Annotated in this window: 10 protein-coding genes; 7 read left to right on the top strand and 3 right to left on the bottom strand. The window is 59.8% G+C overall.

Annotated elements, in window-relative coordinates; genetic code table 11:
• Positions 1 to 6 precede the first annotated feature (6 nt).
• The 4 genes from rho (at position 7) to AC19YS_RS07195 (ending at position 5,919) form a co-directional block, all read left to right on the top strand.
• Positions 7 to 1,266 (top strand): transcription termination factor Rho, encoded by a 1,260-nt coding sequence (gene rho / locus AC19YS_RS07210; protein WP_003176825.1) that lies wholly within the window; start codon positions 7 to 9, stop codon positions 1,264 to 1,266.
• Between the two features lie 155 nt (positions 1,267 to 1,421).
• Entirely contained in the window at positions 1,422 to 3,425 is a 2,004-nt protein-coding gene (locus tag AC19YS_RS07205) for an acyltransferase family protein (protein WP_500601326.1), read from the top strand.
• A gap of 59 nt (positions 3,426 to 3,484) precedes the next feature.
• Entirely contained in the window at positions 3,485 to 4,951 is a 1,467-nt protein-coding gene (gene ubiD, locus AC19YS_RS07200; protein WP_106575787.1) for a 4-hydroxy-3-polyprenylbenzoate decarboxylase, read from the top strand.
• A complete protein-coding gene (locus tag AC19YS_RS07195; RefSeq protein WP_179676497.1) occupies positions 4,951 to 5,919 on the top strand; it encodes a CDP-6-deoxy-delta-3,4-glucoseen reductase in 969 nt (322 codons plus the stop codon). The genes ubiD and AC19YS_RS07195 overlap by 1 nt, the downstream gene beginning before the upstream one ends.
• Here the strand turns inward: AC19YS_RS07195 and AC19YS_RS07190 are convergent.
• Positions 5,916 to 6,398, bottom strand: a complete 483-nt coding sequence (locus AC19YS_RS07190) for a sn-glycerol-3-phosphate transporter (protein WP_200622334.1) — start codon at positions 6,396 to 6,398, stop codon at positions 5,916 to 5,918. The two genes, AC19YS_RS07195 and AC19YS_RS07190, sit on opposite strands and share 4 nt — an antisense overlap.
• Positions 6,399 to 6,719: 321 nt before the next feature.
• On the opposite strand from AC19YS_RS07190, the gene AC19YS_RS07185 reads away from it, so the two are divergent.
• On the top strand, positions 6,720 to 9,107 hold the full coding sequence (locus AC19YS_RS07185; RefSeq protein WP_500601323.1) for a TonB-dependent receptor plug domain-containing protein: 2,388 nt from the start codon (positions 6,720 to 6,722) through the stop codon (positions 9,105 to 9,107).
• A gap of 40 nt (positions 9,108 to 9,147) precedes the next feature.
• Positions 9,148 to 9,801, top strand: coding sequence for a gamma-glutamylcyclotransferase (locus AC19YS_RS07180; RefSeq protein ID WP_119737303.1), 654 nt, complete (start codon positions 9,148 to 9,150; stop codon positions 9,799 to 9,801).
• On the opposite strand, the gene glpT is transcribed toward AC19YS_RS07180, so the two are convergent.
• Positions 9,798 to 11,135 carry a glycerol-3-phosphate transporter gene (glpT, locus tag AC19YS_RS07175; RefSeq protein WP_106575782.1) on the bottom strand — a complete coding sequence of 446 codons (1,338 nt, stop codon included), beginning with the start codon at positions 11,133 to 11,135 and terminating at the stop codon, positions 9,798 to 9,800. The two genes, AC19YS_RS07180 and glpT, sit on opposite strands and share 4 nt — an antisense overlap.
• A 293-nt stretch (positions 11,136 to 11,428) precedes the next feature.
• Positions 11,429 to 12,406 (bottom strand): NADPH:quinone oxidoreductase family protein, encoded by a 978-nt coding sequence (locus AC19YS_RS07170; RefSeq protein WP_106575781.1) that lies wholly within the window; start codon positions 12,404 to 12,406, stop codon positions 11,429 to 11,431.
• 150 nt (positions 12,407 to 12,556) lie between these two features.
• Between AC19YS_RS07170 and AC19YS_RS07165 the strand changes: the two genes are divergently transcribed.
• A complete protein-coding gene (locus tag AC19YS_RS07165; protein ID WP_106575780.1) occupies positions 12,557 to 12,964 on the top strand; it encodes a flagellar basal body-associated protein FliL in 408 nt (135 codons plus the stop codon).
• Positions 12,965 to 13,042 lie beyond the last annotated feature (78 nt).

Below are 13,042 nucleotides of genomic sequence, written 5' to 3'. Positions count from 1 at the left end.
TCCTATATGAATCTGACTGAACTCAAGCAAAAGCCGATTACCGACCTGCTCCAATTGGCCGAAGAAATGGGCATAGAAAATATGGCCCGTTCGCGCAAGCAGGACGTGATTTTCTCCCTGCTCAAAAAGCACGCGAAAAGCGGCGAGGAAATCTCCGGTGATGGCGTGCTGGAGATTCTCCAGGACGGCTTCGGCTTCCTCCGCTCTGCAGACGCTTCCTATCTTGCCGGCCCAGACGACATCTATGTCTCGCCGAGCCAGATCCGTCGCTTCAACTTGCGCACCGGTGACACCATCGTTGGCAAGATCCGCCCTCCTAAGGAAGGCGAGCGTTATTTCGCCCTGCTCAAGGTCGACACGATCAACTTCGACCGTCCCGAGAACGCGAAAAACAAGATTCTCTTCGAGAACCTGACCCCGCTGTTCCCGACTGTGCGCATGAAGATGGAAGCCGGTAACGGTTCCACCGAAGACTTGACCGGTCGTGTCATCGACCTGTGCGCCCCGATCGGTAAAGGCCAGCGCGGTCTGATCGTCGCACCGCCGAAAGCCGGTAAGACCATCATGCTGCAGAACATTGCAGCGAACATCGCTCGTAACAACCCGGAAGTTCACCTGATCGTGTTGCTGATCGATGAGCGTCCGGAAGAAGTAACCGAAATGCAGCGCACTGTGCGCGGCGAAGTGGTTGCCTCCACGTTCGACGAGCCGCCAACCCGCCACGTGCAGGTTGCCGAAATGGTGATCGAGAAGGCCAAGCGCCTGGTCGAACACAAGAAAGACGTGGTGATCCTGCTCGACTCCATCACCCGTCTGGCCCGTGCCTACAACACCGTGATCCCAAGCTCCGGCAAAGTGCTCACCGGTGGTGTCGATGCCCACGCCCTGGAGAAACCAAAGCGTTTCTTCGGTGCTGCGCGGAACATCGAAGAAGGCGGCTCGCTGACCATTATCGCCACCGCGCTGGTTGAAACCGGCTCGAAGATGGACGAAGTGATCTACGAAGAGTTCAAGGGTACCGGCAACATGGAACTGCCGCTTGACCGTCGTATCGCTGAGAAGCGTGTGTTCCCTGCGATCAACATCAACCGCTCCGGCACCCGCCGTGAAGAGTTGCTGACCGCCGACGACGAACTGCAGCGCATGTGGATCCTGCGCAAGCTGCTGCACCCGATGGACGAAGTCGCCGCCATCGAGTTCCTGATCGACAAGCTGAAAACCACCAAGACCAACGACGAGTTCTTCCTGTCGATGAAGCGTAAGTAACACGACGCTCCAGGTCCGAAAAAATGGCGCCCTTCGGGGCGCCATTTTTTTGTGTTGAGAAAGAGAGCTTTGCAGGACAATAGTGTCAGTTAAGAAACAAAAAAACTGAGTGCGGCTACGCTCATTCCCATTCGAATCAGGCTGACCTACGATTTATGACCGCTCTTGCTTACCGAAGGGACATTGACGGCCTGCGTGCCATCGCTGTCCTGGCTGTTGTGCTGTTCCATTTTGGAGTTCCAGGCGTCACTGGCGGCTTTGTTGGCGTTGATGTGTTCTTTGTGATTTCAGGGTTCCTGATCACTTCGATTATCTGGCGCGAGCGTGAAGCCGGGCGTTTCAGTTTCCTCGATTTCTGGGCTCGCCGGGCCCGGCGCATCCTGCCGGCACTGGTCGTCATGATGTTCGTGTCATTGGTGGTTGGCTGGTTTTTGATGGCGCCCAAGGACTATTCAGAGCTGGGACGCTCGATTCACAACCAAGTGATCTTCATCTCCAACCTCTTCTTTATGCGTCAGAACGGCTATTTCGATACAGCCTCCGATATGAAGCCGATGCTGCACACCTGGTCGCTTTCGGTTGAAGAGCAGTTCTACATCGGTTTCCCGCTCCTGCTGGCGCTGCTGTCGAGCCGGCTCAAGCAATGGCGCGGTGCCTTGTTTGTGCTGATGCTCGCCTCATTTGCTGCCAGCGTGTGGGCGGTGTCCCGAGAACCGGACAAGGCCTTTTTCCTGCTGCCGATGCGGGCCTGGGAGTTGTTGGCGGGTTCCATGCTGGCGGTAATGCCGGCGCGGGCGCAGCGCGCAAGCCCGATGCTGGCGCAGACGGTCAGCTTGATCGGCCTGGGAATGATTCTGGTGGCGGTACTGGGTTATGACGCCAGCACCGCCTTTCCAGGGGTTGCAGCGCTGTTGCCGGTAGTGGGTGTGGTCGGGCTTATTTGGGCCAACGGTCAGCACAGCACACTGGTAGGCCGGTTGTTGGGTAGCCGTGTACTGGTGGGTGTGGGGCTGATTTCCTATTCCTGGTACCTGTGGCACTGGCCGGTGCTGGTGTTTGGCAAGTACGCCAGCATTTTCGGCCTGGCACCTGTGGAGGTTGCGGGCCTGTTTTTCCTGAGTCTGGTACTGGGCTATGGGTCCTGGCGATTCGTTGAGGGGCCCTTTCGCGAGCGGCGTCTGTTGGCGGGCAATCGGGCAATCCTGGCCGCGGGCGTCATGGCGCTCGTCAGCCTCGGCCTGATCGGCAAGAGCCTGGTGTGGTCGGATGGTTTTGCGTGGCGGCTGCCGCCTCAGGCGCTGCAATTTGCCCAGGCGTACACCTGGAGTCCCACGCTTATGAACTGCTTGTCGGACGACAAGAAAAACAAGCACCGTGAGTTGTGCCATTTTGGTCCGCAGGCGGCCACGGCCAAGGCGCTGGTCTGGGGCGACAGCCATGCCTCGGCGTTGATTCCGGCATTGAGCGATGCTTCAAAACAGTACGACTTCAGCATCACCCAGGCGGGCTACGCCGGTTGCCTGCCGTTCTACCGCAAAGAAAACACCCCAGGGTGCGGGGCGTTCAACGAGCGCGTTACGCAGTTGCTCAAGCGCGAGCCCTTCAGTGATGTGGTGCTGGTGGCGCGCTGGAGCCTCTACGTGTATGGGCAGCGCTCCGGTGATACCGGTGCGTCGATCCATGACCCGGCGACGGGGAAATATGACCGCGCCGTGGCTGAGCAGCTATTCAGCGAGGGTTTGAATACCTTGGTGCAGCAATTACGCGCCGGTGGTCATCGTGTATGGCTGGTCAAGGAAGTGCCGCTGCAGGAATTCAATGTGCCGTACCGGCTTAGCCGTTTGGCCATGTTGGGGCGCCCGACCGACCGCGAAGGCTTGCCCCTGGCCGAACACCTGCAGCGCCAAACCTTCATCAGCGGTGTCTTTGAGCAGATCGCAGCGGCCGATCCAGGTGTTCAACTACTGGACCCGGCGCCGAAGCTGTGCGACACCAATGGGTGGTGTCGCGTCGAACTCGGCGGCCAGTCGCTGTATACCGATGACAACCACCTCTCAAGCGTGGGCACGCGGTATGTGGAAGGGTTCCTGGAGCCGTTCTTCCGCACCCTGCGCCAGGCCTCGGTGCAAACAGATGTAAGCCGCAATGATGTGCAATAAGCTGCCAGCGCTCGTAAGAGCAGGTAGGATGTACGCCTATTTTACGAGTGGCATGGTTAATGAAATTCAAGGATCTTCGGGATTTCGTGCAGCAACTTGAGCAGCGCGGAGAGTTGAAACGTATCCAGGTGCCGATTTCCCCGGTGCTGGAAATGACTGAGATTTGCGACCGTACCCTGCGTAACAAGGGCCCGGCGCTGCTGTTCGAAAACCCGACCGGCTTTGATATTCCGGTGCTCGGCAACCTGTTCGGCACGCCCGACCGTGTTGCCTTTGGCATGGGCGCCGAGTCGGTCAGCGAGCTGCGCGAGATCGGCAAGCTGCTGGCCTTCCTCAAGGAGCCCGAGCCACCCAAGGGCCTCAAGGATGCCTGGTCGAAGCTGCCGATCTTCCGCAAGATCATCGCCATGGCGCCCAAGGTGGTCAAAGACGCCGTGTGCCAGGAAGTGGTCATCGAAGGCGATGACGTCGACCTCGGCATGCTGCCCGTGCAGACCTGCTGGCCGGGCGACGTCGGCCCGCTGATCACATGGGGCCTGACCGTCACCAAAGGCCCGAACAAAGACCGCCAGAACCTCGGCATCTACCGTCAGCAAGTGATCGGCCGCAACAAGGTGATCATGCGCTGGCTGAGCCACCGTGGCGGCGCACTGGACTTTCGTGAGTGGTGCGAAAAACACCCCGGCAAGCCGTTCCCGGTTTCCGTGGCCCTGGGCGCTGACCCGGCGACGATTCTCGGCGCCGTCACGCCAGTCCCCGACAGCCTCTCTGAATATGCCTTCGCCGGCCTGCTGCGCGGTAACCGTACCGAGCTGGTGAAGTGCCGCGGCAACGACCTGCAAGTGCCGGCCACCGCCGAAATCATCCTTGAGGGCGTGATTCATCCGGGCGAAATGGCCGATGAAGGCCCTTACGGCGACCATACCGGCTACTACAACGAAGTCGACAGCTTCCCGGTGTTCACCGTCGAGCGCATTACCCATCGGATCAAACCGATCTACCACAGCACCTACACCGGCCGGCCGCCGGATGAGCCGGCCATCCTGGGCGTGGCGCTCAACGAAGTGTTTGTGCCGATCCTGCAGAAGCAATTCCCGGAAATCACCGACTTCTACCTGCCGCCGGAAGGCTGCTCGTACCGCATGGCCATCGTGACGATGAAGAAGTCGTACCCGGGCCACGCCAAGCGGGTAATGCTCGGTGTGTGGTCGTTTTTGCGACAGTTCATGTACACCAAGTTCGTTATTGTCACCGACGACGACATCAATGCCCGGGACTGGAACGACGTGATCTGGGCCATCACCACGCGCATGGACCCCAAGCGCGACACGGTGATGATCGACAACACGCCGATCGACTACCTCGACTTCGCATCGCCAGTGTCAGGCCTGGGCTCGAAAATGGGCCTGGACGCCACCCACAAATGGCCGGGTGAAACGACCCGCGAATGGGGCCGGGTAATCGTCAAGGATGACGCCGTGACCGCGCGTGTCGATGCAATCTGGAAAGAATTGGGAATAGATTGATGCGTGTAACCCTGCAACCTTCCGGCGCTGTACTGGAACTGGTCCCTGGCGAGCGGATCCTCGAAGGTGCGCGCCGCCTGGGCTACGAGTGCCCGCAAGCCTGTCGCAATGGCGTGTGCCATGTGTGCGCGGCGCTGCTGGTAGAAGGGCGGGTACAGCAAGCCGGCGAGGTGCGCGACCATGGTGAGTTCTACACCTGCATCGCCGAGCCGCTGGAAGATTGCATTGTGTTGTGGGATGGCGTGCTGGCGCCGGGAGAGTTGCCGTTGCGCAAGTTGTCGTGCCAATTGAGTGAGTGCGTGGAAGTCGGTGGCGATGTATGGCGCGTGCGCCTGCGGGCTCCGGCCGGCAAGCCGGTGCGTTACCACGCCGGGCAATACCTGATGATCGAGCGGGAGAATGGCGAGAAGTCGGCGTTTTCTTTGGCCTCGGCGCCCCACGCCGGGCGTGAGCTGGAATTGCATGTGCTGGCCCGTGAGGACAGCGCGCGTAACCTGCTCGAACAGTTGCAGCGTAATCAGATGGCTCGCATCGAATTGCCGTTTGGCGACACCCACCTGGCTGAACTGCCGGACGGACCGCTGGTATTGATCGCCGCCGGCACCGGCATGGCGCAGATGCACAGCCTGATCGAGCATTGCCGCGCCTCTGGCTTCAAGCACCCGGTGCACCTGTACTGGGGCGTGCGCCGCCCGGAAGACTTCTACGAAATCGAGCACTGGGACCAGTGGCTGAAACTGCCCAACCTGTTCCTGCACAAAGTGGTCAGCGACCTCTGTGGCTGGGAAGGCCGTTGCGGCCTCCTGCATGAAGCGGTGTGTGAAGACATCAGCGACCTTAAAGCCGTGCATGTCTACGCCAGTGGCTCGCCGGCGATGATCTACGGCACGCTGGATGCGCTGGTTGAAGCGGGTATGGATGCGCACCAGATGCGCGCCGATGTGTTCGCCTACGCACCGCGCCCTTAAAAGCGCACGCCGGTGGTGACCATCGCGGCATTAAAGCCCAGTAACACCAGCTCTGCTGCTACCGGCCCATAGTGGGCGCCCACGGACGGGATGATCACCGGCGCAACGCCGAAACGGTTCAACGGGATCTTGTCGCGGTACTCGCCGCGATAGCCCTGCAATAACCCGCCCGTGAGTTTTACATACACCGGATAGTCGGCCATGTCATAGCGCTTGCCTGCATAGGCGTAGTAAGCGCGTTGGCTGAACGAATTGCGAAATGTCGCCGCGCCGTACACAAAACCTGACGCCTCATTGCGCTCCAGGCCGATCAGGTCCTGGTTGTTGTTGTGCTTAGGGTCGGGCGCGAAATGCCGGGTGTAGACGCTGGTCTGCGCGTACCAGAACCCCTTGTTTTCATCAGTTGGCGGCACTTCGGCCGCCAGTGCGGTGGTGGCCTGGGCCAGGAACAACAGGCTGGGCAATCGAAACTTCTTCATGGGTGCGACCTCGATAGGCGGTTGGACGGCTAAGTGGGTCGTGCTGTGCGCTATTTTGAGGGCTTGGCGCGTTGTCAGGCTGAACCGCGGCTGAAATTACCGGGATTGATGGGCCCAATCCTGATGAACAGGTGCGGCGCTTATGCTTTTGCTTATGCTTTAAAGGTATTTAATTTGTTACATAAATATCATTAAGCTATATCTCAACGGACTACCGACTATCTGCCAATAACCAATAACTGACCGCCACCGCCCGCCAGCCGGATCGATCGTAGGAACTCAGAGCATGACGTTCTGATGTTTGATTCTGAGGGGAGCGGTATGGGGAGCTACAAGAAACACGCGCTGTACACAGCGATTTTGTCGGCCAATTTGCTGACTGCTGTGGGATTCAATCCCGTCATGGCTGCGCAGACAGCGGCCACCGATGCACCAAAACTCGACACCGTCATCGTCACCGGCACTCGCGCCCAAGAGCGCACGGCCAGTGCTTCGCTGTCGCCCATTGATGTGATTTCCGGCGACAGCCTGCGCAGCACCGGCTCCGATGAGCTGGGCGCTGTGTTGGCGCGCCTGATTCCGTCGATCAACTTCCCGCGTCCAAGCCTGGTGGACGGCGCCGAACTGGTGCGCCCTGCGCAACTGCGCGGTCTGTCGCCGGATCAAGTGCTGGTGCTGGTCAATGGCAAACGCCGCCACACCAGCGCCTTCGTCAACCTTGGCGGGGCGGTGGGGCGTGGCTCGGCCCCGGCGGATTTGAATGCGATCCCGTTGTCGGCAGTCGACCACATCGAAGTGCTGCGTGACGGCGCGTCAGCGCGTTATGGCTCTGACGCGATCGCCGGCGTGATCAACGTGATCCTCAAGCACGACGACCACGGCGGTTCGATCTCGACCAAGTTCGGCGAATACAAAAAGGGAGATGGCATCCAGCGCAATGTCAGCGGCAATACCGGGTTTGCCTTGGGCGACAATGGCTTTATCAATGTCTCGGGCGAAGGTGCCGACAACGATTACACCAACCGCGCCGGCGACGACTTCCGCCCAGGCAGCATCGGTTCCACCACGTATGGCCAGCGCGTGTTCCGTCAGGGCGAACCGGCCACCAATGAAGGCAAATTCCAGTTCAACTCGGAATATTCCTTCAACGATGCAGCCGAGTTCTACACCTTCGGCGGCTACAGCAAGCGTCGCGGCGAGACGGCGGCGTTCTACCGGGCGAGCAATGCGTCCAATAACATCCCGGCGCTGAACCCTAATGGTTACCTGCCGTTGATCAAAGGCAACCTGGAAGACACCTCATTGGTCGTCGGCCTGCGCGGCTTGCTGGCTTACGACTGGCATTACGACCTGTCGGCCAACTACGGCAAGAACCAGTACGAGCTGAGCACCGAAACCATCAACACCTCACTGGGCCTGGCCACGCCGCGCAAGTTCGACAACGGCACCCTGAGCAATGACCAGAAGCAAGTCAGCCTGGACCTGTCGCGCGAATTCGACGTGGGCTTCCTGCCGTACCCGGTGTCGGTGGCATTTGGCGGCGAGTACCTGCGCCAGGGCTATGAAATCGAAGCCGGAGAACCTGCGTCCTACTATCAAAGCGGCAGCTCGGGCCTGGGTGGTTTCCGTGATGCCGACGCCGGCAGCAGCGCGCGGCATAGCTGGGCGCAGTACCTGGACCTGGAAACCAACTTCACCGAAAAACTCAGCGCCTCGGCCGCCGTGCGTCATGAGGACTACAGCGACTTTGGGTCCAACGTCAGCGGTTCGCTGTCGGCCCGTTATGACTTCACCCCGCAAGTGGCCTTGCGTGGCAGCATCTCGAACGGTTTTCGCGCACCTTCCCTGGCCCAGCAGAACTTTGCCTACACCTCGTCCCAGTTGATCGGTAACACCATTCAGGAAGCCGGCACGTTCCCGGCCAACAGCCAGGTGGCCCGCCTGCTTGGCGCCGAAGACCTGAAAGCCGAGAAGTCGCGCAACTACAGCCTTGGTCTGGTGCTGGAGCCTGCCGATGACTTGACCGTGACGCTCGACGTGTACCGCATCGATATCCGCGATCGCATCAGCCTGTCCTCCAACCTCAATCTCAACCCGGCCACCATCGCCTACCTGCAAGCCAATGGGGTTGGTAATATCAACTACACCAGCGCCCGTTACTTCACCAACGCCACCGACACCAGCACCGACGGCGTCGATCTGGTGGCCAACTATCGCTACCCGTTCGATAACGGCATCCGCTGGAACAGCACCGTGGGCTACAACTACAACCACACCAAAGTGACCGACGTGAAGCCTAACCCGGAGATTCTGGACAGCCTGGGCGCCAACCTGGTGCGGGTGGACCGTCGTGAGCGCATCGGTTTGCTCGGCGACACCACGCCTCAGCACAAACTGAGCCTGGGTAACGATTTCACCTATGGCCATTGGGCGCTGCACAGCAACCTGGTTCGCTACGGTGAATTCACCAGTTATCAGGCGGACAAGGTCAACGACCAGACCTTCAAGGCCGCCTGGGTGTTGGACCTGTCGGCGGACTACAAGCTCAAGAACTGGACCTTCACCCTGGGCGGCGACAACGTCACCGATAAATACCCGGAAAAGGTCAACGCTTACGCCAGCAGTGGCGGCAACCTCGCCTATAGCACTTTTTCGCCGTACGGTTACAGCGGCGCGTTTTATTACGGTAAAGTTGCTTACAACTGGTAACAGCTTATTTGAGTGATAAAGGAGACCTAAGCGATCCGCCATGACCGTTATTGAAACCGATCTTTTGCAATTGGCTTACCCTCCGCGGCTCGATCTGGGGCCGCAACTGACTCACGAGCAATTAATGAGTTCGATGCAGGCCACCATGGCCAAGCACAAGGGTGGGCCGGTCTGGCTGTTCGCTTATGGTTCGCTGATCTGGCGCCCCGAATGCTCGTCGACCCAGCGCATGCGCGCACGGGTTCACGGCTATCACCGGGGTTTGTACCTGTGGTCACACGAGCATCGGGGTACGCCGGAGTTGCCGGGGTTGGTGTTCGGACTGGATCGCGGCGGCTCATGCAGCGGGTTTGCCTACCGCTTGCCGGAGGATCAGCTGGAGGCCTCGCTTTACGCCCTGTGGCAGCGCGAGATGCCCTATCCCTCATACCGGCCGCACTGGCTCAGCTGCCGTCTGGAAGATGGCAGTCAGGTACAAGCGTTGGGGTTTGTGTTGGAGCGGCATTTGCCCAGCTATGCCGGCAACTTGCCCGATATCGTGCTCAATCACGTACTGGAAAGCGCTTGCGGGCGTTACGGCACCACGCGCGATTATGTCGAGCAGACCGTTAACGCCCTGCGTAGCCACGCCATGCCAGATAAAAATCTGGAGGCGCGGCTCAAGCGTTGTGCAAAGGATTGCTCAGGCGGTTAACGCGCTGCGCTGACGCTGTTGGTGTGCCACAGCGTTGGGATCAGGAAGGCAATCGCCAACAGACACGCGCCTACCAGCAACACAAAACCACCGTCCCAGCCGAAATGGTCCACGGTGTAACCCATGGCCGCACTCGCTGCCACTGAACCGCCCAGGTAACCGAACAAGCCCGTGAAACCCGCAGCGGTGCCCGCGGCTTTTTTCGGCGCCAGTTCCAGCGCCTGCAGGCCGATCAGCATCACCGGGCCGTAAATCAGGAAGCCGATGGAGAACAGCGCGATCATGTCGATCATCGGGTTGCCTGGCGGGTTGAGCCAGTAAACCAGGGTCGCCACGGTGACCAACGCCATGAACACGATGCCGGTCAGGCCGCGGTTGCCACGGAAGATCTTGTCCGACATCCAGCCGCACAGCAGCGTGCCCGGAATACCCGCCCACTCATAGAAGAAGTATGCCCACGAGGTTTTATCCACGTCGAAGTGCTTGGCTTCCTTGAGGTACGTTGGCGCCCAGTCCAATACGCCGTAGCGCAGCAGGTAGACGAAGACGTTGGCGAAGGCGATGTACCACAGCATTTTGTTGCGCAGCACGTACTTGACGAAGATTTCCTTGGCGCTGAATTCGTCTTCGTGGCTGGCGTCGTAGCCTTCCGGGTAGTCGTTTTTGTATGCCTCGATTGGCGGCAGGCCGACCGATTGCGGGGTGTCACGCATGGTGATGAAGGCAAACGCCGCTACCAGCAATGCCACGGTCGCCGGCACATAGAACGCTGCGTGCCAGTCGTTGAACCAGGCCATGCCCAGCAGGAACAGCGGGCCGATCAGGCCACCGCCGACGTTGTGCGCCACGTTCCATACCGACACCACGCCGCCGCGTTCTTTCTGCGACCACCAGTGCACCATGGTGCGTCCGCTCGGCGGCCAGCCCATGCCCTGAGCCCAGCCGTTGATGAACAGCAAAATGAACATCATGGTCACGCTGGACGTGGCCCAAGGCGCGAAACCGAAAATGAACATCACCCCGGCCGATATCAGCAGGCCGAAGGGCAGGAAATAGCGTGGGTTGGAGCGGTCGGACACCAGGCCCATGAGGAATTTGGACAAGCCGTAGGCAATCGCAATCGCCGACATCGCCAGGCCCAGCTCACCACGGGTGTAACCCTCGTCGATCAGGTACGGCATGGCCAGCGAGAAGTTTTTGCGCAGCAGGTAGTAACCGGCGTAACCAAAGAAAATACCGGCGAATATCTGCCAGCGCAGCCGTCGGTAGGTACTGTCTATTTTTTCTTCAGGCAGAGGCGCCTGGTGTGCGGCAGGGCGAAAGAAAGCAAACATTCAAGAGCTCCAAATTTCTTGTTTTGACTGCGGATGCGAATGTTACAGTTTCGTTACCGAAAATAGCATCGCCTCTTATCTGCAAACACAGGAAATCGGAGCGATTGCATGTTCTCTTATGAACATGTCGCTAATAGGCAAGTGTGGGTCGTGATTGCGTTCTTCAGAACGATGGGAATCCAAATGTGGAAGCGGGCTTGCCCGCGAAAGCGCTGGGTCAGTCAGAACATGTATCGCTGACAGACCGCCTTCGCGAGCAAGCCCGCTCCCACATTGACCGCGTTCCAGATCAGTCAGCGGGTCTGGACGACGACCTTGCCCACCGCCTTGCGCTGCCCCAGATCATTGATCGCCTGGGCAGCCTGCTCCAGCGGATACACCTGCGACACCAGCGGCTTCAACTTGCCCTCGGCGTACCAGGTGAACAGTTGCTGGAAATTCGCCGCATTGTCCTGCGGCTGGCGCTGGGCAAACGAACCCCAGAACACCCCGACCACCGACGCACCTTTGAGCAGCGCCAGGTTCACCGGCAGCTCGGGAATACGCCCACTGGCAAAACCCACCACCAGCAGGCGGCCGTTCCAGGCGATGCCGCGAACGGCCTGGTCAAACAGATCGCCGCCCACCGGGTCGTAGATCACATCGACACCGTTGCCGTCGGTCAGGCGCTTGATCTCATCCTTGAGGCTGGCTTCGCTGTAGTTGATCAACTCGTCTGCACCGGCCGCCTTGGCCACGGCGAGTTTGTCGGCGCTGCTGGCGGCGGCGATCACGCGGGCACCCATGGCCTTGCCGATTTCCACGGCGGCCAGGCCCACGCCGCCAGACGCGCCGAGCACCAGCAGGGTTTCGCCGGGCTGCAGGTTGGCCCGTTGTTTCAAGGCATGCATCGAGGTGCCGTAAGTCATGCTGAACGCGGCCGCGACGTTGAAATCCATGCTCGGCGGGATCGGCAGCACGTTGTAGCCGGGGACCGCGACCTGCTCGGCAAAGCTGCCCCAGCCGGTCAGCGCCATGACCCGGTCGCCGACTTTCAAATGGCTGACCTTTTCGCCCACTTCACTGATCACGCCCGCCGCTTCGCCACCCGGCGAGAACGGGAAGGGCGGCTTGAACTGGTATTTGCCCTCGATGATCAAGGTGTCCGGGAAATTGACCCCGGCCGCGTGCACGTCCAGCAGGATTTCGTTCTTCTTGATCGTGGGGCTTGCGATCTCTTCCAGCACCAGGGTTTCGGCGGGGCCGAAGGCTTTGCACAGCACAGCTTTCATCGGACTATTCCTTTTGGCGTCATGGCCGATAAGTGTAGGAGGGTACGCCCGTGGGTCAACGAGCATGCCCAGGCCTGATAAGTCGCCATAAGCTTGTGCTCAGCCTTGCTAGCGTTATGCTACCCGGCAACCGAATTTGAGGAATGAACTGTGAAAGCGTGGATCCTGTTGATGCTCGCCCTGACCTTGCCGATGGCAGCCCAGGCCGAAGAAGCGAAAGAAGGCGAGGCACCGAAGGTCAGCTACATCAGCCTGACGCCGCCGTTCGTGGGCAACTATGGCCTGGACGGCTCCGCAAAGCTCAAGGTGTTCAAGGCCGACATTGCCCTGCGCGTGACCGGGCCTGAAGCCGCCGCTGCGGTCAAAGCCAACGATGCGTTGATTCGTAACCAACTGGTGGCGTTGTTCACCCAGCAGACCAACGAGGCCATGAGCACCGTTGAGGGCAAGGAAAAGCTGCGCCAGGAAGCCCTCAAGCAAACCCAGCAAGTGATGAACGACGAGACCGGCAAACCGGTGGTGGAAGACCTGTTGTTCAACAACTTGATCATCCAGTAACGGTTCCATGTGGCGAGCGGGCGTGTCGTGGCAAACAGGTTTGTCGTGGCGAGCGGGCTTGCCCCGCGTTGGGTGGCG

This window comes from Pseudomonas sp. MF08831, assembly GCF_059862645.1.
Note: the sequence above shows the minus strand (reverse complement) of the source record. Positions and strands in the feature narration are given on the sequence as shown.